Below are 20968 nucleotides of genomic sequence, written 5' to 3'. Positions count from 1 at the left end.
CGGTTCTGCGAACTCCTTTCGTCCCGTTTTCGTCTCGTCATCACGCACTTTTTACGCGGCGGGTACAGACTGATTGTCATGAAACGGGCCTACGCGGCGATTGCGCTGTGTCTCCTCCTGTCGCTCGCCGGCTGTTCGGCGCTTCCGGGAGCCTCCCCCTCTGCCTCGGAAGCGCCACCGGGCGTCGAGGACGAACAGTTGACCAACTCGACGATGCTTCTGGACGCCCACGTCGAAGCGGTCACCGCGTCGGGCTACAGCCACGAGGTGAACCTCACCCAGAGTGGAACCGTCGACGGTGAGACGTTCACCAGCGAACGGCGTCAGCGAACGACTGTCGAGGCCAACGTCACGGAGTACCGGTATCAACTCGTCAACAACGGTCGTGCGAACTCCCGGTTCATCGTCTGGGGCAACGAAACGGTCGAGTACCAGCGCATCGAAGCCGGCGGCCGAGACCCACAGTATCGCCGCGGTGAACCGACTGCCTCCGAATCGCTGGCGGGGCAGCCGCTACTCGAACCGCACCTCTCGGCGCCGTACGAGGTCGTCGACACCACGGCGTCCAACGGCACGACGCTGACGACCCTTTCGGCGACCGACCAGCCCGAATCCGAGGCCGCGTTCCCGCCCAACGCCACGAACGTCCGGAACTACGAGTCGGAACTCGTCGTCGACGGCGACGGCCGGATTCGCTCGCTGTCGGTCGACGTGACTTACGACCTCGACGGTGAATCCGCCGACTACCAGTTCACCTTCGAGTTGACCGCCAGCGAGGGCCCCGATGTCGAGCGACCGGCGTGGGTCGAATCCCTCGAAGGCTCCTCATAAACGCCCACGTAAGCACAACACAATCGATAAAGGCACAGCACGACTGAACGTAGATATGCAGCGGGCCGAACCGCAGGATTTCAGCCGTGTGCTGTCGTCGATGTGTACCGAGCCCCACCCGACAGCGCGCGATGCCGCCGAGCGGTTCCTCGCGACGAATCCGGGCGACCCCGGCACCTACGAGACGGTCGCCAAGATGGAGCGGGAGGCAGTCGACCTGCTGGGGCAGGTCGCCGGATTGGATGACGCCGCCGGCTACATCGCCTCAGGCGGCACCGAGGCCAACATTCAGGCAGTCCGCATCGCACGCAACCGGGCGGACACTCGTGACCCGAACTTCGTCGCGCCCGCCTCCGCACACTTCTCGTTCCGGAAAGCGGCCGACATCCTCGGCGTCGAGTTGCGGACGGCGCCACTGGAGGACTACCGCGCCAACCTCGACGGCGTCGCCGAGTTGATAGACGACGACACTGCCCTCGTGGTCGGCGTCGCCGGCACCACAGAGTACGGCCGCGTCGACCCGATTCCGGCGCTGTCCGATATGGCCAACGACGCTGACGCGCTGTGTCACGTCGACGCCGCCTGGGGCGGGTTCGTCCTGCCGTTTACCGCCCACGCCTGGGACTTCTCCGACGCCGACATCGACACGATGACCATCGACCCCCACAAGATGGGGCAGGCGGCCGTCCCAGCCGGCGGGCTGTTGGCTCGCGGGCCCGAACTGTTGGACGAACTCGCCATCGACACGCCGTATCTCGAATCCACCTCGCAGGTGACGCTGACGGGCACCCGAAGCGGTGCGGGCGTCGCAAGCGCCGTCGCCGTCATGGAGGAGTTGTGGCGTGAGGGCTACGAGCGACAGTACCGACAGTCCCAGACGAACGCCGACTGGCTGGCGGCCGAAGTCCGGTCCCGGGGCTTCGATGTCGTCTCGCCCGTGTTGCCCATCGTCGCGATGGACCTACCACACGACCTCGTCGCCGACCTCCGGGAGCGTGGCTGGCGAATCTCCCGAACCGAAGCCGACGAGGCCCGCGTCGTCTGTATGCCTCACGTCACCCGACCGATGTTACAGGAGTTCCTCGCCGACCTCGACCGACTCGCCTGAGACGGGCCGAGTAGGTACGTCCGACAGTTTGGTGCGGGAGAACGGTCAAGACCCTCCACGTACAGGAGCCACGCATGAACCTGCTTTTCGGGACACGGACGGGGGTCTTCCGTGGAACGGTTGAGGCCCTCGAAGAGGCGGTTCGCGTACTCGACTGCGACCGGGTGCTCCGGGTTCGTCGTTTCGGTCCCCGAACCTACGCCGCGACGCGGGGCGGGTTGTACCGCTCGCTCGACGCCGGACGGTCGTGGACGCGAATCGAGACGCCTCGGCCGGAGGTGTACTCGGTGCTGGAACACCCCGTTGGCGAGCGTCTCTTCGTCGGAACGCACCCCGCCCACCTCTATCGCTCTACTGACGCCGGCGAGACGTGGACCGAATGCGAGGGGCTCCAAGCGCTCCCTTCCCGGGAATCGTGGCATACCCCGCGGCACCGAAACGAGGCCCATGTCCGGGCGCTCCGTGCCGCCGGCGAGGACCGCCTCGTCGCCGGCATCGAAGTCGGCGGCATCCACTGCAGCGAGGATGGCGGCGAGACGTGGAGCGAGCGCCGTGAGGGCGTCCACGAGGATGTCCACCACGTCCTCGTCGTCGACGACCAGTGGGTCGCCTCGACCGGCGACGGCCTCTATCGCACCGACGACGCGGGTCGGACGTGGATGCGACTGGATTCGGGCCTCGACCGTCGGTACTTCCGGGAGGCGTTCGCCCACGATGGGCGACTGTACGCCGCGGCGACTGGTGGACCACCGAACACGTGGGACGGCCCCCGCGGCACCGATGCGGCGTTGTTCGAGGCGGCTGACGGCGGCACCCTCAAGCCGGTGGAGTACGCCGGCGGTCCCGGCGAGTTCGTCCTCTCGTTTACCGCCGTGGACGGGCGGGTCTACGCCGGAACGACGGCGGGGTCGATACTCCGACGGGACCCCGAGGGGTGGTTCGGCGTGGGGAGCGTCTCCTCGGGAATCGCCTCGATGACGGCCGTCGCCGACCCCGACGGCGAAGCCGAATAACGGGACTGTTTTACCCCTGACGGACGGGAACTCCTGTATGCACGAGGAGTTCCCCACCGAGACCCCCGCGGTGGTCACCTGCGGGTTGCCGTACGCCAACGGCGACCTCCACGTCGGCCACCTGCGGACGTACGTCAGCGGCGACGCGCTCTCGCGGGCGCTGGAGTCGGTCGGACAGGACGTGGCGTTCGTCTGCGGGTCGGACATGCACGGCACGCCCATCGCCGTCAACGCCGCAAAGGAGGGCGTCTCACCCGAAGAGTTCGCCTTGGAGTACCACGAGCAGTACGAGGCGACGTTCCCGAAGTTCAACGTCGAGTTCGACAACTACGGCCACACTCACGACGAGACGAACACGGAGACGACACGGGAGTTCGTTCGGTCGTGGATAGACGACGACCACGTCGTCGAGAAGGAAATCGAGGTGGCCTGGGACAGCGAGGCCGACCAACCGCTCCCGGACCGCTTCGTCGAGGGAACCTGCCCATACTGTGGCGAACACGCCCGCGGCGACGAGTGCGACGAGGGCTGTCAACGCCACCTCGAACCCGGCGAAATCGAAGACCCCGTCTCGACGATTACGGGCAACCCCGCCGAGTACCGCACACGGCCCCACAAGTTCCTCCGACTCTCCGATTTCCAGGAGTACCTCAAGGGCTTCCTCGACCGACTGGAGGGCACCGAAAACGCCCAAAATCAGCCGCGGGAGTGGATAGAGGGCGAACTGCAGGACCTCTGTATCACACGGGACATGGAGTGGGGGATAGATTATCCCGGCGAGGACGGCGAGGAAGAGTTGGTGTTGTACGTCTGGGTCGACGCGCCCATCGAATACGTCTCCTCGACGAAGCAGTACACAGAGCGGGTCGGCGCCGACGAGTACGACTGGGAGGCCGTCTGGAAGAACCACGGCACCGACGACGTTCCCGACGGTGGCGAAATCGTCCACATCATCGGCCACGACATCATCCAACACCACACCGTCTTCTGGCCGGCGATGCTGCGTGGCGCGGGCTACAACGAACCGCGGGCCGTGATGGCCTGTGGGTTCGTCAACCTCGACGGCAAGGGCTTTTCGACCTCCCGGAACCGCGCGGTGTGGGCCGACGACTACATCGAGGCGGGACTGCACCCCGATTTGTACCGGTACCACATCATCACGGGCAGCGAGTTCGTCGCCGACGTGGACTTCTCGTGGGACGGCCTCGCAGAACGCGTCAACAGCGAACTCGTCGGGACCCTCGGGAACTTCGCCTACCGGTCGCTGTTGTTCGCCGAGCGGAACTACGACGGCACCCCCGACACCGAGGTCAGCGGGGAGGTCGAAGACCGCATCGAGGAGGCAATGGCCGACTTCCGGGCGGCCATCAACGACTACCGCGTCCGTGGACTCGGCCGCGTCCCCGTCGAGTTGGCGAAGTTCGGCAACGAGTACATCCAACAGCACGAACCGTGGAAACTCACCGACGACGACCCCGAGCAGGCGGCGCAGGTCATCCGCGATTGCGTCCAGTTGTCGAAGGCCATCGCCGTCCTCATGGAGCCGGTGTTGCCGGGGAAGGCCGAGGCGCTGTGGGGTCAACTCGGCGAGTCGGGCAGCGTCCACGACGCCGAGTTGGGCGAGGCACTCGCGGCGCCGCCTGCCGAGTTCGGCGAACCCGAGGAACTGTTTGAGGGACTCGAAGACGACCGCGTCGAGGAACTCAACGAGCAGTTACGGGAGAGCATCGAGGCCGCCGAAGACGAATCAGAGACCGAAAGCGACGAGTCCGAGGACGACGACACCACCGGTATGGAACTGGAACCAGTCAACGAAGAGCGCATTAGCTTCGAGGGGTTCAAAGACCTCGACATCCGCGTCGCCGAAATCCTCGATGTCGAACCCATCGAGGGCGCCGACGACCTCGTGAAACTGGAGGTCGACATTGGCGTCGAGACCCGACAGATAGTCGCCGGCATCAAGCAACTCCACGACCTCGACGAACTTCCGGGGACGAAAATCGTCGTTCTCGCGAACCTGGAGAAGGCCGAACTGTTCGGCGTCGAGTCCAACGGGATGTTGCTCGCCGCGGGCGAGGAGGCCGACCTGCTGACGACGCTGGAAGACGCCGAACCCGGGACGAAGGTACAGTAGCGGAGAACCGAACGGGGACGCTCAGAACAGGCCGAGCGCGCTACCGGCGCTGACCGCGAACTTCGTGGCCTCGACTTTCACCGTGTTCGTGATGCCGACGCCTTCGATGTCGACGGTGCCGTCGTTGTAGGCCGCACGGAACTCCGTGCCCGGTTGGTCGCTCGTGAGTATCTCCTCGAGCGTGTTTTCGCTCGTCAACACCCGGACGGTGGGGTCGTCGGCGGGACCCGCTCCGTGGTCGGCGATTCGGCCGTCGTCGGCGAGTTCGAAGTGGTACACCGACCCGGAGTTCGCGGAGGCCACGTCGTTGCCGCTCCCGACACGGAGTTCGACCCGTTCGCCCGCCAGTCGGTTCGTGACGAGACCGGGCGCCTCGTCGACGTTGGCGTTGTACTGGGTGACGAGTCGGTCCATGTCGGCCTCGCCGTGGCTGTCCGCCACCGCGATGCCAGCGAACAGCGAGGCGACGAGCAGACCCGCGAGCACCAATATTTCAATTCGAGTGATACGTTTCATGACTACCACACGGAGGCGCCGTTCCGATATAGGCGTTTCGTGGGTCTCGACAGCCATTTATTAGCGGGTCCGCTACGACCGATATGAACGACCGGAACGCCGACGACGCCGACGACGAGTCGTGGGAGTTCTCGCTGTCCGACATCGAACAGCGGGAGGCCGAGGTGACCGACGGAAGCGTCAGAGAGTCGGAACCCATCGAGGCCGGTGACCCGACGCTGGAGGGGACACTCTTCTTTTTGCTCGGCATCGCCTTCGCGCTGTTCATCATTTCGCGGCTGTTCGTGTAGGGGCGAAGCGTTAACCACCGGGAACCCCTACCGCGGGGTATGGCGGAACTGTTCGGGTACTCGGTGCCGTTCCTGCTCATCCTCGCCGGCGCGGGACTGATGGTGATGGAGGCGTTCGCCCCCGGCGCACACTTCATCGTCATCGGTATCGCGCTGCTCGCTGCGGGCCTCGTCGGCCTCCTCGTCAGCGGACTCCTGCCGAGTGCGGCGCTGCCGCTCGTGCTCGCTGCCGTCGTCTTGGCCGCCGGTGGGGCCGCACTCTACGTCTATCGGACCTTCGATTTCTACGGCGGCAAGGGAACCGGTCGGACCAGCGACTCGGCGTCGCTGCAGGGGAAGACGGGTCGAGTGACCGAACGCGTCACGAAAAGCGGCGGTGAGGTAAAACTCGACAGCGGCGGGTTCAACCCCTACTACCAGGCCCGCGCGCTCGACGGCGACATCGAGGAGGGCGAGGAGGTGATGGTCGTCGACCCTGGCGGTGGCAACGTCCTTACCGTCGAATCGATGTCGGGGTTGGACGACGACATCGACCGCGAACTCGCCCGGGAGGCGCGCCGGAACCGGGAGCGCGAGAGCGACGACGAACGCGACGGCGAGAGCGAAGCGGTGTAGGGACAGGAGCGTCCGTGAGGCCGCTTCCGGGCGAACCCTTATGCACCGTTCGTCCGAACATGGGCTATGTTCGTTCCCCTCCAGTTGGGCGGCGTGGTGTTGCCGGTCGTCGCGCTACTGCTGCTTGCAGTGGCGGTGGCGGCGGTGTATCAGGCCGTCGAAATCGTCAACGCCTACGAGAAGCGCGCCCTGACGGTGTTCGGCGAGTACCGCAAACTGCTCGAACCGGGCATCAACTTCGTCCCGCCGTTCGTCTCGCGGACGTACACCTTCGACATGCGGACCCAGACGCTCGACGTGCCGCGACAGGAGGCCATCACGCGTGACAACTCGCCGGTGACCGCCGACGCCGTCGTCTACATCAAGGTGATGGACGCAAAGAAGGCGTTTCTGGAGGTCGACAACTACAAGAAGGCCGTCTCGAACCTCGCCCAGACGACGCTCCGGGCGGTGTTGGGCGACATGGAGTTAGACGACACGCTGAACAAGCGACAGGAAATCAACGCCAAGATTCGAAAGGAACTGGACGAACCCACCGACGAGTGGGGTATCCGCGTCGAGAGCGTCGAGGTCCGGGAGGTCAACCCCTCGAAGGACGTCCAGCAGGCGATGGAACAGCAGACCTCCGCCGAGCGGAAGCGGCGGGCGATGATTCTGGAAGCTCAGGGTGAACGGCGCTCCGCCATCGAGAAGGCCGAGGGTGACAAGTCCTCGAACATCATCCGCGCCCAGGGTGAAAAACAGAGCCAGATTCTGGAAGCCCAGGGTGACGCCATCTCGACGGTGCTGCGCGCGAAATCCGCCGATTCGATGGGCGAACGCGCCATCATCGAACGCGGGATGGAGACGCTGGAGGAAATCGGCACCAGCGACTCGACGACGTTCGTCCTCCCGCAGGAACTCACCTCGCTGCTGTCCCGATACGGCAAACACCTCACCGGCAGCGACGTAGAGAGCCAATCCGAGCTGTTGGAGGGACTCGAATTCGATTCGGAGACCCGCGAGTTGCTCGGCCTCGACGACATCGAGGAGATTCTCGGGCAAATCGAACAGGAGACCGAAATGGACGTCGAGAAGATGGAACAGGAGGCCCAAGCCATCAAGGAGGGGGCCGACACCGCCGACATCAAAGACCCCGACGAGGTCATCGCGGAGATGGACGAAGAGGTGCCGGCCGATGCCGACGAGGAGCTAGAGTCCGAGAAGAACTGACCCCTTTAAAATCCGGAAATCGGGGGCGAAGCTGTTTTAGCGTCCAATGGCCAAAGGTGGCGTAATGACCGAGGAGGTCGACGAGAGCAAGCGGGCGACGCTGAAGCGCTTCGCGGCGCTGGGAGCGACGACACCGCTGGTCCGTCTCTCCGACGACACGAGTGACGTTCGCGACGCCATCGTCGGCTACCTCGCCGCCACGCCGGGGGCGCACTTCTCGAAGCTCCGTGACGACCTCCAGCTCGGAACCGGCGAAACACAACACCACCTCCGGCGACTCGACGGCGACGGAACCGTCGAACATCGCAAGGACGGCGACTACAAGCGGTACTTCCCCGCCGACCGGTTCTCGGAGTTCGAACAGCGAGCGCTCGGCTATCTCCGCCGGGAGACGCCGCGCCGAATGCTCATCGCGTTGCTCCGCGAACCCGACGCCAGCGGAAGCGACATCGCCGACTCCGTCGGCGTCTCGCGGTCGACGGTGTCGAAGTACGCCGCAGAACTGGAGTCCGCGGGGCTCCTGACCCGCGATGACGGCTACGAAATCGAGCGCCCGGAGACGCTGTTGACGCTCGTCGTTCGGTACGCCGACTCGTTTGGAGCTGACGCCGTCGCCTTCGCCGACGAGGCCGACGACTTCGTCCGGTACACGCCCTGAATCTCGATTAAACCGTCACCTTCCACGTCGTCCCCGAGGAGTACCCCCACTTCTCGACGTCGACATCGAAGTTGCCCTCACAGATAGCGGTCATGTTCGAGCCGACCTCTTTGGCCGACAGCCCGAGCGCTTCACCGATGAGTCGCGATTTGAAGTACGTCTTCATCTGTCCCTTCTCCCGGAGGTACGCGAGGATTTGCCGTTGCTTGTCGGTGAGGTCGGAGGTCGGTGCCGCTGCGGTCGCGCTCATACATGGATACTGTACGGACACCACAAAAGGCGGTTTGGTACGGTCGGTGAACACGCCGCAGTCATGTGGTTTTGAGTTCATATACGACGGTGGAGCACGGCCAATGTGTGTGGGTTGGTACGAGGGGGAAACGCCGTGAGCGTCGGAGCGACGACCACCCGCCGTTCACGGCGGGCTATCTCACAGCGAAGACGACGCCAACGCCGCCTGGACGGCCGACGCCACCGACAGCAGGAGTGCGGCTACCAGTACGGGATACCGAACGAACCACGGGGCTCCGTCCAGAGCAACGATTCCGACGGTGAGGAGGGCCATACCCGATACCAAGGTGGTGGTCCATTCGTTCCGGTCGCCTGTCATACGATAGCTTGACGCCGGGGGAGGGATGTGTTTTCAGGTTCGGGCCCCGTACTCGACGCGGCCAGCGCCGAGGACTCCCTCTCGGGAACGTTCGAAGTGGGGTGAGAGATCGGTTCGAGAAGGTTTCAGTCCAGAATCTCGCCGACCGCGAAGTTGGATTTCACTTCCGAGACCTCGATTTTGACGCGCTCGCCGACCTCGCCACCGGGGACGATGATGACGTAGCCGCGCTCGACGCGGGCGATGCCGTCGCCCTGCTTGCCGAGGTCCTCGATTTCGACGTAGCGGATTTCGCCCGGTTCGACGGGCGGTTGGGGTTCGTCGCTCGGCGTTTCCTCGGGGGCATCCTCGGCGTCGGCCGTACTGCCGCCCTCGCCGGCAATCAATGCGACCCGGTAGGTGTCGCCGGGACCGACGGCACCGGTTTCGATTTCGCGGCGAGGAACCTCGACGACGAACCGGTCCTCGGTCTCCTCGACCTCGGCACTGAACAGACACAGGAGTTTATCGGAGATTTCCATAGACCTTCGGTCACGACATGTGTGTGACGCGTATAGAAGGTACCGACTGTCGAGGGAGTTACCGCTCCTCAAGAGATGTGCCGTCGGGGCGCTTGGCGCCCTCCGAGTCGTGAACGACGACGCCGTTTACGTCGGAACGGGGTTCATAACGGTCCCGAAGCGAGATGGCCTCCTCGAGTTCCCTGACGGCGCGTTCCTTCAGCGCCGCAGCGAGGTCTTCGGCCTCGTTTCGGGAGATGTCCCGACCGAGTCCCTCACACTCGTGGGCGCGGACGAGGCCCTCACGGTCGACGGCCTCGCCCATCGGTTCGCTCGTCCCGCCCAACGCGACGCTGAACGGGTACGTACGACACACGAGCGGCCTGCTGTCGTGGACGGTACAGGCGCCGGTGCCGTCCTCGGCTTCCTCGTAGAAGGTGCAGTCGCCACAGGCGTCGGTCTGGATGGCCCACTCGAAGGTCTCGCCTTCGGGGCCGTCGTCACCCTCCGAGAGGCCGTAGGGCATCGGGCGAGCAACGTCTCGCCAGTCGTAGGCCTCCTCGAATTCCTCGGCGGGGGCGTCCTGCAGTTCACGGGCCTCCTCGGGGAACAGCGTCGCAGTGTGAGGCTCCGTCTCGCCGTCGCCGTCCGCGGGTTCGTTCGCCTTACAGCAGGCGCCACAGCGGGTACACTCGAAGCCGATGGACTCGATGGCGTCGGCCAACTCGGCCACCGAGAGGTCACGCGCCCGGTCGAGTTCGGTTTCGAGGCTCTCCATGCCCCGCCTTTCGGGTCGACGCTGATAAGGGGCGTGTTCGACCGGTTCAGGCCGGGACGGCCCGAGCGCCGTCCCATTCAACACGTCCCTCGTGGTGGAGTTTCCAGAGGTGGGCACGCACCGTCGCGCCGGCGAGGTCCTCGACGCCGGTGAGGTCCTTCTCGTAGGCGAAATCGAGGATGTCGGCGACGGTTCGGTTGTCCGCCTCGACGGCGTCGAGGACGCGCCGTTCGCGGTCGAGGCGGTGGGTGATGAGTCGCTCGCAGGTCCCGCGAACGTCCTCGATGACGGGCCCGTGGCTGGGGTATAGCCGGGCGGGGTCCATCGCCCACACGCGGCGGAGACTGGTGAGATAGGCGCGTACGTCACCCTCGGGGTCGCCGACGACGACGCTCCCGGCGGCGACGGCGAGGTCTCCGGAGAGGAGGTCGTCGCCGGCCCCGAAGGCGACGTGTTCGGGGGCGTGACCGGGCGTCTCCCGGACGGTCACGTCGCCGTCATCGGTCGGTATCGTCGTGCCCTCGCGGAAGGTGTGGTCGGGAATCGCGCCGGTCGCGTCTTGGAACTGACTCTCGCGGCCGTACCGACACCAGACGGCCGCGTCGGCGGCCTCGGCGTAGTCGGCGACTGCGCCGACGTGGTCCGGGTGATGGTGGGTGACGGCGACGTGTTCGACGTCGGCAAGGTGGCGTTCGATGCGCTCGTCGAGCACCGGTGGGTCGACGAGCAAGGCCGCGTTGTCGCCGACGACGTAACAGGCGGTCCGTCCGGTCGGTGCCCGAGTGGGAACGTCGACGGGCACGCGCTCTACGTGCATACCGTTCCCGTGGGGCGGCGGTGGCTTAGTTGTGGGCTTCGCTGCGGGCGCTGACGACGCGAAAACCCCTCCGAGAAAGGAAAGAGCGGGTTAGTCGATGAGGAAGTACACTTGCTTGCGCGCGTCGTGGAAGGAGTACCGGGAGTCGACGAGGTCCTCCTCTTCGAGTCGGTTGAGCGCATAGCGGACGGTGCGGTCGGGGAGCAGCGACTCCTCGGCGAGTTGTCCCTGCGAGAGCGGCGAGGCGTCCTCCAGGACCTTCGCGACGAGTTTGGCGCTCGGGGGGAGTTCCCGGAGCCGCTCGCGGAACTCTGGGTCTGACAGCGGCGAGTCGGTCTGGCGTGAGCGTTCCTCCGTGGTCGTGCTCATACAGGTCCGTGAGTGGAACCCACTGGTAAACCTTCGCTATATGGGTAACAAAACAATAGGTACACTCAAGTGTGTATTATGGCCCCTTATACTCTGTATTCCGTCATGTAGTACCGTCCTGAAATACGCCCCAAAAATTGCCGCCGGATGGACGTTCATTCACATTCTTTGGAACAACTCCGCCGTGGTGTTTCGTCGAACAGAGAGGTTCGGCCCCAAAAGTACCAAATATCCAACTATAGTTCGGAGGGCCGGATCTCCCACCCATCGGTCACAACGGCACTCGTCAGCGCGGCCGCCGAACGCGACGTGGGTCGCGCGCAGTCGGAAGCAGGGTGCCTCCGTGGCCGTTGTATCCAGCATTCTTTTATGCTCCGGGTGGGTCGGTTCGAGTAGCGTGAAGGGACAGGAGTGGTATCAGGCCGACGACATCGCGGAGGCGTACGACGACAAACGCTTCTCGCAGGGAGGCCGCTTCATCGACCGGCGTGAGAAGGAAGCAGTGTTGGACGCGTTGGCGCCGCTGGACGGCAAACGCGTCCTCGAAGTCGCCTGCGGGACGGGGCGGTTCACCGTCATGCTCGCCGACCGTGGCGCCGACATCGTCGGCGTCGACATCTCCGAAGCGATGCTCGAACAGGGTCGGGCGAAGGCCCGCGCAGCCGGCGTCACCGACAGCCTCGATTTCATGCAGGCCGACGCGAGTCGACTGCCGTTCCCCGACGACTACTTCGATTCCGTCTTCGCGATGCGGTTTTTCCACCTCGCGCCTGACCCGGAGGCGTTCATGGCCGAACTCCGCCGCGTCTCGAAGAATCAGGTGTTCTTCGATACGTTCAACCGCTACTCCACGCGCTCGATTTACAACTGGGCGCTGCCGATGGGGTCGCGACTCTACTCCGAGCGGGAGGTACGGGAGTTGCTCGTCGGTGCCGACCTCGAGTTGGCCGACGCTGCCCACGATTTCGTCGTCCCGTACGGTTTCTATCGGGCGGTTCCCGGGTGGGTCGCCCGTCCGTTCCGGGCGCTCGACACCGCAGTGGGACGGACGCCGGTCGGCGACCGTCTTGCGTCGGTTTCCTACTGGGACGCCCGCACCGACGAGTGAGGCGAACCCGCGGAACTTTTAGGCATCGGGCGCGCTACGGCGGAGTATGGACCTCTCGGTGGTGGTACCGACGCTGAACGACCGCGACGAGCTCGGCGGCTGTCTCGACGCGCTCACAGCCGAGGACCCCGCCGAGGTCGTCGTCGTCAACGGCCCCTCCACGGACGGAACCAGCGGGATGGTCAGGGAGCGCGAGGACGTGTCGGTGCTCGTCGAAATCGACGACCGAAACGTCAACGTCGCCCGGAACGCCGGCCTCGACCGCGCCCGTGGCGGTGCCGTCGCGTTCGTCAACCCCACTCTGGCCGTCGAGGAGGGATGGCTCGATGCGGCCACCGTCGCACTCGAAAGCGCCGACGCGGTCACCGGCCCGACCCACGAACAGCTCCGCGCCGGCGTCGCCACCGACACGAGCGAGTCACGCACCATCCGCGGACGGAAGGTTACGTACTTCAACGGCGGCAACGCCGCCTTCGCTCGGGAGGTGTTAGAAGAGTTGGACGGCTTCGACGAGTACCTCGAAACCGGCGGCGCCCGCGATGCGGCCCACCGGCTGGCCGGCCTCGACTACGAGGTAGCGTGGGACGCCGACATGTGCGTCGCCCGCGAGGCTGCCACCGACGGCGGAATGACCGAACGGAACTGGCGCACCCGGTATCGCTCGCTGGCCTATCGGATGGCGAAGAACTACGGCGTCCATCCGACGGTGTCACTCCGGACGGTTCGACACGCGTTCACCGACGCAGCTTCGACGTTGCGGGACGTCGCCCGCGGCGATGCGAAACCGACCAGTTGGTTCGCCAATGGCCGAGACGTCGTCGTCGGGAGCGTCGCCGGCTACAAACACGGACTGTTCGCCCGCTATGCCGACCGCAGTCCACGACGGAACCCCAACGGTTGGTCGACCCGCGCCGACCGTGCCGTGGCGGTGTACGACCGCAGATAAAACCACCGGACTGAGCGGCCGTCCGGCGGTCCCGTCTGCGGGGCGTTGCGGAACATTTATATAGAACCGCTGACGACATACGTGATGACTATGTCACAGCAGATGCGCCAGCGGCGCGGACAGCCGCTTTTCATTCTCAACGAGGACACGGAGCGGACCCGCGGCAAGGACGCTCAATCGTCGAACATCACAGCTGGCAAGGCCGTAAGCGAGTCTGTACGGACCACGCTCGGCCCCCGCGGGATGGACAAGATGCTCGTCTCCGACTCCGGCGACGTCGTCATCACCAACGACGGCGCGACCATTCTTCAGGAGATGGACATCGAACACCCGGCGGCCCAGATGATTGTCGAGGTCGCCCAGACCCAAGAGGAGGAGGTCGGCGACGGAACGACCACCGCCTCCGTGCTGGCCGGCCAACTGCTCGCCCAAGCCGAGGACCTCCTCGAAGACGACGTCCACCCGACGACCATCGTCGAGGGGTATCAGCAAGCCTCGCAGTTGGCGCTCGAAGCCATCGAAGAACAGACGCTGGAGGACGAACTCGACGAGGAACTCCTCCGTGCCGTCGCCGAGTCGTCGATGACCGGCAAGGGAACCGGTGACATCGACGCCGCGGCACTGGCCGAAACCGTCGTCGCCGCGGTCCAGCAGGTTAGTACCGATGCCGGCGTCGACCGCGACGCCATCACCATCCGCACCCAGACCGGCGCGGGTGCCTCCGCGACCGAACTCGTCCAGGGCGTCATCAGCGAAGAAGAGCCCCTCAACGAGGACATGCCCCGAACCGTCGAGGACGCGACCATCGGCGTCCTCGATTTGGACCTCGAAGTCCGAGAGGCCGAAATCGACGCCGAGTACGACATCTCCAGCGTCGACCAACTCAATGCGGCCATCGAGGCCGAGGAGGGCGAACTCCGTGGCTACGCCGAGACCGTCGCCGACGCCGGCATCGACGTGGCGTTCGTCACCGGCGACGTCGACGACCTCGTCGCCTCCTATCTCGCCAACGAGGGCGTCCTCGCCTTCGACGGCGTCGACGACGACGAAGCCCGCTCCATCGCTCGCGCGACCGGCGCCAAGACCGTCGGCACGCTGAACGACATCGAGGAGTCGGACCTCGGCCGCGCAGACACCGTTCGCGTCGAGACGTTCGGTTCCGACGAACTCGCCTTCATCGAGGGCGGGGCCGCCGCCGAAACGGTCACCGTCTTCGCCCGTGGTGGCACCGAACACGTCGCCGACGAACTCGAGCGTGCGCTCCGTGACGCTCTCGACGTGGTCACCGCGGCGCTGGACTCCGGCGGCGTCGTCCCCGGCGCCGGCGCGACCGAAATCGCCATTGCCGACCACATCCGTTCGAGCGCCGCCAGCATCGAGGGGCGCAAACAGCTCGCCATCGAGGCGTTCGCCGACGCCGTCGACGTGCTGCCGCGCACCCTCGCCGAGAACACCGGCATGGACCCCATCGACGCGCTCGTGGAACTCCGTTCGACCCACGACGCCGAGGGACGGGCCGGCCTCATCACCGAAGGCCAGTCCGGCGATGTCGGCGACCCCGTCGAGTACGGCATCCTCGACCCCGCCGCCGTCAAGCGTGAAGCCGTCGAGTCCGCCACCGAGGCGGCGACGATGATTGCGCGCATCGACGACGTCATCTCCGCGAAATAAGACGGCCCCGGTCCACTTTTATTTTCGAGACGAGAACCTCTGCGCGATGAGCCACCGCCTCGGTCTCGTCGAGTGTGTCTCCATCGCATTGGGCGGCATGATAGGCGGTGGCATCTTCGCCGTCCTCGGCGTCGTTGCAGGCATCACCGGCCCGGCGACGTGGCTGGCGTTCGTCCTCGCTGGCGTCGTCGCACTGTGTGCCGGCCACTCCTATACGGCCCTGAACCGACTGTCCGACGAACGCGGTGGGTCGGTCTCGTTCGTCCAACATTTCACCGGCAACACGACCGCTGCCGGCATGCTCGGCTGGACGCTACTGTTCGGATACGTCGGTTCGATGGCGATGTACGCCTTCGCCTTCGGGCAGTTTGCGCTCCGTCTCGGCCTCCCGGAGGCAGCCTTCGGCGTCCCCCTCCGTCCCCTCCTGTCGGTAACCGTCGTCGGGACCTTCGTCGGCCTCAACCTCCTCGGCAGTCGGGCGACCGGCACCATCGAGAACCTGCTCGTCGGTGGGAAAGTCGGCATCCTGCTGGCGCTCGGGGTGGGCGGCGTCGTCTACGCGACGGCCATCGAACCACGGCCGATATCGTTCGGCGATGGGAGCCTGTTGACCACCGGACCCGTCGTCGCTGCGGCCATCTCTTTCGTCGCCTTCCAGGGGTGGCAGTTGCTGTTCTACGACCAGCCGTCAATCGAGGACCCCGCCGAGACGATACGGAGAGCCGTCTATGTCGCCATTCCCGCCGCCGTCGGCGTCTACGTCCTCGTTGCCGTGACTACGACGAACCTCGCGAGTGAGGCGTTGCAAAGCCACCCACACACCGCATTGGCGAGCGCCGCCGAACCGATGTTGGGCGCCGTCGGCTACGCCAGCGTCGGCGTTACCGCCGTCGCCGTCGCCGCGCTGTTCTCGACGGGGTCGGCCATCAACGCCACCCTGTTTTCCTCGGCGCACTTCGCGAGCGGGATGGTGTCGTCGAATCTGCTCCCCGACCGTGTCGCCGACGACAGCGTCGAGGGGGTGTCGGCCCGGAGCCTCCTCGTCCTCGGCGGCGTGACAGCGGTGTTGACCGGGTTCGGGAGTCTCGATGCGATTACCTCCTTCGCGTCGCTGTCGTTCATCGTCGTCTTCGGTGTGATGAGTTCGATTGCATTTCGGCACCGCGACAGCGACCCGGTCGTCGGGAGCGTCGCGTTGGGCGGCGTCGTCGGAACGGCCGCGTTCTTCCCGCTGATGTTCAGCCATCTCTACCGGAACGAACCGGAGACGTTCCTCGCCGTCGTCGCACTCGCAGTCTGTGCGCTGGTCGCCGAACTCCTGTACTTCGAACGCGAGTCGCTTCAGGCGGAAATCGAAGCGTTCGAGGCGGACCTCGAAGCCGCGTTCACCGACGACTGAAACCGACTGCCCGAGTCCGTTCCCGGCCGACGCGACGACTTTTGTAGCCACACGACGACGCATCGGTATGGGACGACTCGACGGAGAGACGGTCATCGTCACCGGCGCGAGCCGCGGGCTCGGCGCGTCGATGGCGAAGCGATTCGCACGCGAAGGAGCCAACACCGTACTGACGGCGCGAAGCGAAGACGAACTCCGGTCGGTCGCCGAGAGCGCCGACGGCGAAACGCTCGCCGTGCCGGCCGACGTGACCGACGAACCGTCGATCGAAGCGCTCGTCGAGACGACCGTCGCGGAGTATGGCGAACTCACCGGCATCGTCAACAACGCCGCCGTCGGGATGTTGAGCCTCTACGACGAGTTGCGGGAGGTGACAGAGATAGCCGTCGAGGACTGGCGACACGTCTTGGACGTGAACGTCACCGGGCCGTTCCTCTGTTCGAAACACGCGATTCCGGCGATGGAGACGGGCAACGTCGTCAACATCTCCTCCGGCTTGGGTCGGCGGGGGTCCGCCGGGTGGGGCCCCTACGTCGCTTCGAAGTGGGCACTCGAAGGGTTCTCGAAGACGCTGGCCGAGGAGGTCGAACCCGACATCAACGTCAACTGTCTGGACCCCGGTGGCCGCGTCGAAACCGACTTCTGGGACCACCTGCCGGACGAGGAGCGAGCGTCGATTCTCGACCCCGACGTGATGGACGAGGCTGCCGTCCTGCTGTTGGAGCAGTCACCGGGCGGCGTCACCGGCGAGTCGATGCCGGCCGGCGACTGGGAGAGCGAACTGTCGGGATGACGCTCACCACTCGATTCGGACGCTGTCGCCGGCCGACAACCCGAAGGTCTCGTCGCCGCGGCCCTGATTGACGGCGAACTCGACGTTGTCGTGACTCCCGACGGTGGCGACGGCCTCGCCGATTCCGGCGTGGGCATACGACCGGACGACCGGAACCTCGATGTCGTCGACCGTCACTCGCTTGCGGCCGTCGAGGACTTCGCCAGGGACGTTCGTGACGACGTTGCCAAAGTCGTCGACGACGAGTACCTCACCGCTCGCGCCGTCGTCACCGACATCGGGGTCCGGGAACGTGAGGTCGACCACGTCGTCGGCCGGCGAGACGCCGTCGAGTTCCGGCAGTCTGTCGATGCCGGCCTCGTGGACCGCCGCGGCGCCGGGGGCGAAGACGTCCCGACCGTGGAACGTCGAACTGCGCGGGTTCTCGATTTCGAGTTCGTAGGCGTCGATGTCGGTGTCGTAGTCGCCGTCGCCGCCGCTTGCGAGTCGGCGGGCGGCGGGCAACAGGACGCCGTTGTCGGGGCCGACCAGCGCGTGGTCGCCTGCGCGGACGACGAGCGCGTTGCGGTCGGTGCCGACACCGGGGTCGACGACGACGAGGTGGACCGCAGGCGGGAACTCCGGGAGGACCTCCGAGAGCCAGAAGGCGCTCGCGCGAACGTCCTGTCGGGGGAAGTCGTGGCCGACATCGACCAGGCGGGTGTCACACTCCGAGAGGATGACCCCTTTCATCGCTGCCGGATACGGCGTCCCGAAGTCGGAGGCGAGCGTTATCATCGACTATTCGGAGGGATTTCCCTCGCCGTTGGCGTCGCTTGCGGTAATCTGCTGGATGCGGTCGACGCCGTCGATTTCTTCGAGTACCTCGACGACGGCGTCGGGGACGAGCGACTCCCAGTCGCCGCCCGTGGCGATGCGCTCCCGAACTTCGGTTCCCTCGAACTCCTCGCGGCGGTACATCGGTGACTGTCGGACTTCGATGCCCGCCTCTTCGAACAGTCGACAAACGAGTGGGTTGTTCGAGTAAGCCACGTCGAAGCGCGGACTCATCGACTGGACGTGGCTCACCCACACGGAGTTGCGGTTGAGGTCCTCGATGGGCACCGCGTAGGTGACGACATCCATGTCGACGAGCGCCTTCGTTATCATCATGATGCGCTCGCCGGCGGTGAACGGATTGCGGACCGTATGTGACTGGTCTGCGCTGCCGATGCCGACGACGAGTTCGTCGATTTCCTCGCCGATGCGCTCGACCATCGCGTGGTGGCCCTCGTGGAACGGCTGGAACCGGCCGATATAGAACCCCCGCGTCATACCGGGAGGGTCGTGAGCCGATTTTATAAACCCGACGAGACGCGTTCCTGACGCTCCGTTTCGCGAGCAATCTACCCGTCTTCCGTCGGTTTTGACCGTCGGCAGGGTGTGACGTGGGGAGAAAGTATATGAATTGACCGGGCCCTAATATGAACAACAGCAACGGTTCTATGAGCAACGAAAAGGATACGGACGAGGCTTCCGAGCCCGAGGAACGACCGCCCACCGACGAGGAGCGGCAAGGCTCCGAGGAGCCGGAGTCGATGGACCGACCGGCCCAGCCGCAAGACGAGGCCAGCAACCAACTCGACGACGACGAAGAGCTTCTGGATGGCTCGGACCTCGGCAGCGACGTCCACGTCGACGCCGAAGTCGAAATCGACGAAAGCGAGGAGGACAACCTCCTCGGCGGACTGCAGGTCGAATCCAGCGACGACATCGAAGTGCCGGACCGACTCGTCGATCAGGTCATCGGACAGGACCACGCCCGCGACATCATCCTGAAGGCGGCCAAGCAGCGACGGCACGTCATGATGATCGGCTCCCCGGGGACCGGGAAGTCGATGCTCGCGAAGGCGATGAGCCAACTCCTCCCGAAGGAGGAACTGCAGGACGTTCTCGTCTATCACAACCCCGACGACGGCAACGAGCCGAAAGTGCGAACGGTGCCCGCGGGCAAGGGCGAACAGATAGTCGAGGCCCACAAGGAGGAAGCCCGCAAGCGCAACCAGATGCGGAGCTTCCTGATGTGGATTATCATCGCCGTGGTGTTCGGCTACGCCATCCTCATCGCCGAGCAACTCCTGCTCGGCATCATCGCCGGCGGTATCATCTACCTCGCGTTCCGCTACATGGGACGTGGCAGCGACGCGATGGTGCCGAACCTGCTTGTCAACAACGCCGACCAGCAGGTCGCGCCGTTCGAGGACGCCACCGGCGCCCACGCCGGCGCACTGCTCGGCGACGTTCGCCACGACCCCTTCCAGTCCGGCGGCATGGAGACGCCCAGCCACGACCGCGTCGAGGCGGGTGCCATCCACAAAGCCAACAAGGGCGTGCTGTTCATCGACGAGATGAACACCCTCGACATCCGCTCCCAGCAGAAACTGATGACCGCGATTCAGGAGCGGGCGTTCTCCATCACCGGACAGAGCGAACGCTCCTCGGGGGCGATGGTTCAGACCGAACCCGTCCCGACGGACTTCGTGATGGTCGCCGCCGGGAACCTCGACGCCATGGAGAACATGCACCCTGCGCTGCGGAGCCGTATCAAAGGGTACGGCTACGAGGTGTACATGGACGACACCATCGAGGACTCCCCGGAGATGCGCCGGAAGTACGCCCGGTTCGTCTCCCAGGAGGTCGCAAACGACGGTCGCCTGCCGCCGTTTACCGCCGAGGCAATCGAGGAGGTCATCCTCGAAGCCCGTCGCCGCGCCGGCCGGAAAGGGCACCTGACGCTCGAGTTCCGGAATCTCGGTGGGCTCGTCCGCGTCGCCGGTGACATCGCCCGGGCGGAGAACAAAGACCACACCACCCGCGACGACGTGTTGCAGGCGAAGGCACGCTCGCGGTCCATCGAACAGCAACTGGCCGACGACTACATCGAACGCCGGAAGGACTACGAGCTCACGGTCAACCAAGGCGACGTGGTCGGCCGCGTCAACGGCCTCGCGGTGATGGGCGAGGACAGCGGCATCGTCCTCCCCGTCATGGCCGAAGTGACGCCCAGTCAGGGTCCGGGAGAAGTCATCGCCACGGGGCAACTGAAGGAGATGGCACAGGAGGCCGTTCAGAACGTCTCCGCCATCATCAAGAAGTTCTCCGACGAGGACATCTCCCAGAAGGACGTTCACATCCAGTTCGTTCAGGCGGGCGAGGGTGGCGTCGACGGCGACTCCGCCTCGATTACCGTCGCTACGGCCGTCATCTCGGCGCTGGAGAACGTGCCGGTTCGACAGAACATGGCGATGACCGGGTCGCTGTCCGTCCGCGGCGACGTGCTGCCGGTCGGCGGTGTGACCCACAAAATCGAGGCTGCCGCGAAGGCCGGCCTCGAGACGGTCATCATCCCGAAGGCCAACGAGCAGGACGTGATGATTGAAGACGAGTACAAAGAGCAAATCGAAATCATCCCCGTCTCGCACATCTCGGAGGTCCTGGAGGTCGCCCTCGAGGGCGAACCCGAGAAGGACTCGCTCGTCGACCGCCTGAAGAACATCACCGGTTCGGCGCTCGAACAGCGCTCCGTCGGCGGTTCGACCGGCAACCCCAGCCCACAGTAAC

General features: G+C 65.4%; 23 protein-coding genes. 14 read left to right on the top strand and 9 right to left on the bottom strand.

Features of this window, described 5'->3' with window-relative positions:
- The first annotated feature begins 78 nt into the window (after positions 1-78).
- The 4 genes from NMP98_RS10390 (at position 79) to metG (ending at position 5086) form a co-directional block, all read left to right on the top strand.
- Complete coding sequence (locus NMP98_RS10390; RefSeq protein ID WP_254857497.1) at positions 79-831, top strand: DUF7537 family lipoprotein; 753 nt, start codon at positions 79-81, stop codon at positions 829-831.
- A 55-nt stretch (positions 832-886) separates the two neighbouring features.
- Positions 887-1939, top strand: coding sequence for a tyrosine decarboxylase MfnA (gene mfnA, locus NMP98_RS10385; protein ID WP_254857496.1), 1053 nt, complete (start codon positions 887-889; stop codon positions 1937-1939).
- 74 nt (positions 1940-2013) lie between these two features.
- Complete coding sequence (locus NMP98_RS10380; RefSeq protein WP_254857495.1) at positions 2014-2952, top strand: WD40/YVTN/BNR-like repeat-containing protein; 939 nt, start codon at positions 2014-2016, stop codon at positions 2950-2952.
- A 37-nt stretch (positions 2953-2989) separates the two neighbouring features.
- Positions 2990-5086, top strand: a complete 2097-nt coding sequence (gene metG, locus NMP98_RS10375; protein ID WP_254857494.1) for a methionine--tRNA ligase — start codon at positions 2990-2992, stop codon at positions 5084-5086.
- Between the two features lie 21 nt (positions 5087-5107).
- Here metG and NMP98_RS10370 read toward each other — a convergent pair whose 3' ends face one another.
- Positions 5108-5602, bottom strand: coding sequence for a hypothetical protein (locus NMP98_RS10370; protein ID WP_254857493.1), 495 nt, complete (start codon positions 5600-5602; stop codon positions 5108-5110).
- 83 nt (positions 5603-5685) lie between these two features.
- Between NMP98_RS10370 and NMP98_RS10365 the strand changes: the two genes are divergently transcribed.
- The 4 genes from NMP98_RS10365 (at position 5686) to NMP98_RS10350 (ending at position 8377) form a co-directional block, all read left to right on the top strand.
- Positions 5686-5892 carry a DUF7312 domain-containing protein gene (locus NMP98_RS10365; RefSeq protein ID WP_254857492.1) on the top strand — a complete coding sequence of 69 codons (207 nt, stop codon included), beginning with the start codon at positions 5686-5688 and terminating at the stop codon, positions 5890-5892.
- Between the two features lie 39 nt (positions 5893-5931).
- Positions 5932-6507, top strand: a complete 576-nt coding sequence (locus NMP98_RS10360) for an NfeD C-terminal domain-containing protein (protein ID WP_254857491.1) — start codon at positions 5932-5934, stop codon at positions 6505-6507.
- Between the two features lie 66 nt (positions 6508-6573).
- Positions 6574-7719, top strand: coding sequence for an SPFH domain-containing protein (locus tag NMP98_RS10355; protein WP_254857490.1), 1146 nt, complete (start codon positions 6574-6576; stop codon positions 7717-7719).
- 64 nt (positions 7720-7783) lie between these two features.
- On the top strand, positions 7784-8377 hold the full coding sequence (locus NMP98_RS10350; RefSeq protein WP_254857489.1) for a winged helix-turn-helix transcriptional regulator: 594 nt from the start codon (positions 7784-7786) through the stop codon (positions 8375-8377).
- Positions 8378-8384: 7 nt separating this feature from the next.
- Here the strand turns inward: NMP98_RS10350 and NMP98_RS10345 are convergent, their stop codons facing one another.
- From NMP98_RS10345 to NMP98_RS10320, 6 genes are all read right to left on the bottom strand, one after another.
- Positions 8385-8627 (bottom strand): DUF7123 family protein, encoded by a 243-nt coding sequence (locus tag NMP98_RS10345; RefSeq protein WP_254857488.1) that lies wholly within the window; start codon positions 8625-8627, stop codon positions 8385-8387.
- A 180-nt stretch (positions 8628-8807) separates the two neighbouring features.
- The gene (locus NMP98_RS10340) at positions 8808-8987 is read right to left on the bottom strand and encodes a hypothetical protein (protein ID WP_254857487.1); all 180 of its coding nucleotides are present in this window, start codon (positions 8985-8987) and stop codon (positions 8808-8810) included.
- 125 nt (positions 8988-9112) lie between these two features.
- The gene (locus NMP98_RS10335) at positions 9113-9508 is read right to left on the bottom strand and encodes a TRAM domain-containing protein (RefSeq protein ID WP_254857486.1); all 396 of its coding nucleotides are present in this window, start codon (positions 9506-9508) and stop codon (positions 9113-9115) included.
- A gap of 58 nt (positions 9509-9566) precedes the next feature.
- Positions 9567-10265: a YkgJ family cysteine cluster protein gene (locus tag NMP98_RS10330; RefSeq protein WP_254857485.1), complete on the bottom strand. Its 699-nt coding sequence runs from the start codon at positions 10263-10265 to the stop codon at positions 9567-9569.
- A gap of 46 nt (positions 10266-10311) precedes the next feature.
- Positions 10312-11082 (bottom strand): MBL fold metallo-hydrolase, encoded by a 771-nt coding sequence (locus NMP98_RS10325; RefSeq protein WP_254857484.1) that lies wholly within the window; start codon positions 11080-11082, stop codon positions 10312-10314.
- Positions 11083-11172: 90 nt separating this feature from the next.
- On the bottom strand, positions 11173-11451 hold the full coding sequence (locus NMP98_RS10320; protein WP_254857483.1) for a MarR family transcriptional regulator: 279 nt from the start codon (positions 11449-11451) through the stop codon (positions 11173-11175).
- A gap of 397 nt (positions 11452-11848) precedes the next feature.
- Here NMP98_RS10320 and NMP98_RS10315 point away from each other — a divergent pair, with 397 nt between their 5' ends.
- The 5 genes from NMP98_RS10315 to NMP98_RS10295 all read left to right on the top strand — a co-directional run bounded on the left by NMP98_RS10315 (position 11849) and on the right by NMP98_RS10295 (position 17368).
- Positions 11849-12559, top strand: a complete 711-nt coding sequence (locus tag NMP98_RS10315) for a class I SAM-dependent methyltransferase (protein WP_254857482.1) — start codon at positions 11849-11851, stop codon at positions 12557-12559.
- 46 nt (positions 12560-12605) lie between these two features.
- Complete coding sequence (locus NMP98_RS10310) at positions 12606-13505, top strand: glycosyltransferase family 2 protein (RefSeq protein WP_254857481.1); 900 nt, start codon at positions 12606-12608, stop codon at positions 13503-13505.
- A gap of 90 nt (positions 13506-13595) precedes the next feature.
- The gene (gene thsA, locus NMP98_RS10305) at positions 13596-15176 is read left to right on the top strand and encodes a thermosome subunit alpha (RefSeq protein ID WP_254861311.1); all 1581 of its coding nucleotides are present in this window, start codon (positions 13596-13598) and stop codon (positions 15174-15176) included.
- A gap of 46 nt (positions 15177-15222) precedes the next feature.
- Complete coding sequence (locus NMP98_RS10300) at positions 15223-16575, top strand: APC family permease (RefSeq protein ID WP_254857480.1); 1353 nt, start codon at positions 15223-15225, stop codon at positions 16573-16575.
- Positions 16576-16642: 67 nt separating this feature from the next.
- Positions 16643-17368, top strand: coding sequence for an SDR family NAD(P)-dependent oxidoreductase (locus NMP98_RS10295; protein WP_254857479.1), 726 nt, complete (start codon positions 16643-16645; stop codon positions 17366-17368).
- 3 nt (positions 17369-17371) lie between these two features.
- Here the strand turns inward: NMP98_RS10295 and NMP98_RS10290 are convergent, their stop codons facing one another.
- Together NMP98_RS10290 and NMP98_RS10285 are read right to left on the bottom strand one after the other, a co-directional pair.
- Positions 17372-18145 carry an SAM hydrolase/SAM-dependent halogenase family protein gene (locus tag NMP98_RS10290; RefSeq protein WP_254857478.1) on the bottom strand — a complete coding sequence of 258 codons (774 nt, stop codon included), beginning with the start codon at positions 18143-18145 and terminating at the stop codon, positions 17372-17374.
- Between the two features lie 3 nt (positions 18146-18148).
- A complete protein-coding gene (locus NMP98_RS10285) occupies positions 18149-18682 on the bottom strand; it encodes a nicotinamide-nucleotide adenylyltransferase (protein ID WP_254857477.1) in 534 nt (177 codons plus the stop codon).
- Between the two features lie 170 nt (positions 18683-18852).
- Here NMP98_RS10285 and lonB point away from each other — a divergent pair, with 170 nt between their 5' ends.
- Entirely contained in the window at positions 18853-20967 is a 2115-nt protein-coding gene (gene lonB / locus NMP98_RS10280) for an ATP-dependent protease LonB (protein WP_254857476.1), read from the top strand.
- The last annotated feature ends 1 nt before the right edge of the window (position 20968 follow it).

Source organism: Natronomonas gomsonensis (assembly GCF_024300825.1).
GTDB classification, from domain to species: Archaea; Halobacteriota; Halobacteria; order Halobacteriales; family Haloarculaceae; genus Natronomonas; species Natronomonas gomsonensis.
Note: the sequence above shows the minus strand (reverse complement) of the source record. Positions and strands in the feature narration are given on the sequence as shown.

Bases quoted from the DNA above. Each gene is read 5' to 3' on its own strand.
- NMP98_RS10390 (WP_254857497.1), top strand. From the start codon at position 79: ATGAAACGGGCCTACGCGGCGATTGCGCTGTGTCTCCTCCTGTCGCTC.
- mfnA (WP_254857496.1), top strand. From the start codon at position 887: ATGCAGCGGGCCGAACCGCAGGATTTCAGCCGTGTGCTGTCGTCGATG.
- NMP98_RS10380 (WP_254857495.1), top strand. From the start codon at position 2,014: ATGAACCTGCTTTTCGGGACACGGACGGGGGTCTTCCGTGGAACGGTT.
- metG (WP_254857494.1), top strand. From the start codon at position 2,990: ATGCACGAGGAGTTCCCCACCGAGACCCCCGCGGTGGTCACCTGCGGG.
- NMP98_RS10370 (WP_254857493.1), bottom strand. From the start codon at position 5,602: ATGAAACGTATCACTCGAATTGAAATATTGGTGCTCGCGGGTCTGCTC.
- NMP98_RS10365 (WP_254857492.1), top strand. From the start codon at position 5,686: ATGAACGACCGGAACGCCGACGACGCCGACGACGAGTCGTGGGAGTTC.
- NMP98_RS10360 (WP_254857491.1), top strand. From the start codon at position 5,932: ATGGCGGAACTGTTCGGGTACTCGGTGCCGTTCCTGCTCATCCTCGCC.
- NMP98_RS10355 (WP_254857490.1), top strand. From the start codon at position 6,574: ATGTTCGTTCCCCTCCAGTTGGGCGGCGTGGTGTTGCCGGTCGTCGCG.
- NMP98_RS10350 (WP_254857489.1), top strand. From the start codon at position 7,784: ATGACCGAGGAGGTCGACGAGAGCAAGCGGGCGACGCTGAAGCGCTTC.
- NMP98_RS10345 (WP_254857488.1), bottom strand. From the start codon at position 8,627: ATGAGCGCGACCGCAGCGGCACCGACCTCCGACCTCACCGACAAGCAA.
- NMP98_RS10340 (WP_254857487.1), bottom strand. From the start codon at position 8,987: ATGACAGGCGACCGGAACGAATGGACCACCACCTTGGTATCGGGTATG.
- NMP98_RS10335 (WP_254857486.1), bottom strand. From the start codon at position 9,508: ATGGAAATCTCCGATAAACTCCTGTGTCTGTTCAGTGCCGAGGTCGAG.
- NMP98_RS10330 (WP_254857485.1), bottom strand. From the start codon at position 10,265: ATGGAGAGCCTCGAAACCGAACTCGACCGGGCGCGTGACCTCTCGGTG.
- NMP98_RS10325 (WP_254857484.1), bottom strand. From the start codon at position 11,082: ATGCACGTAGAGCGCGTGCCCGTCGACGTTCCCACTCGGGCACCGACC.
- NMP98_RS10320 (WP_254857483.1), bottom strand. From the start codon at position 11,451: ATGAGCACGACCACGGAGGAACGCTCACGCCAGACCGACTCGCCGCTG.
- NMP98_RS10310 (WP_254857481.1), top strand. From the start codon at position 12,606: ATGGACCTCTCGGTGGTGGTACCGACGCTGAACGACCGCGACGAGCTC.
- thsA (WP_254861311.1), top strand. From the start codon at position 13,596: ATGTCACAGCAGATGCGCCAGCGGCGCGGACAGCCGCTTTTCATTCTC.
- NMP98_RS10300 (WP_254857480.1), top strand. From the start codon at position 15,223: ATGAGCCACCGCCTCGGTCTCGTCGAGTGTGTCTCCATCGCATTGGGC.
- NMP98_RS10295 (WP_254857479.1), top strand. From the start codon at position 16,643: ATGGGACGACTCGACGGAGAGACGGTCATCGTCACCGGCGCGAGCCGC.
- NMP98_RS10290 (WP_254857478.1), bottom strand. From the start codon at position 18,145: ATGATAACGCTCGCCTCCGACTTCGGGACGCCGTATCCGGCAGCGATG.
- NMP98_RS10285 (WP_254857477.1), bottom strand. From the start codon at position 18,682: ATGACGCGGGGGTTCTATATCGGCCGGTTCCAGCCGTTCCACGAGGGC.
- lonB (WP_254857476.1), top strand. From the start codon at position 18,853: ATGAGCAACGAAAAGGATACGGACGAGGCTTCCGAGCCCGAGGAACGA.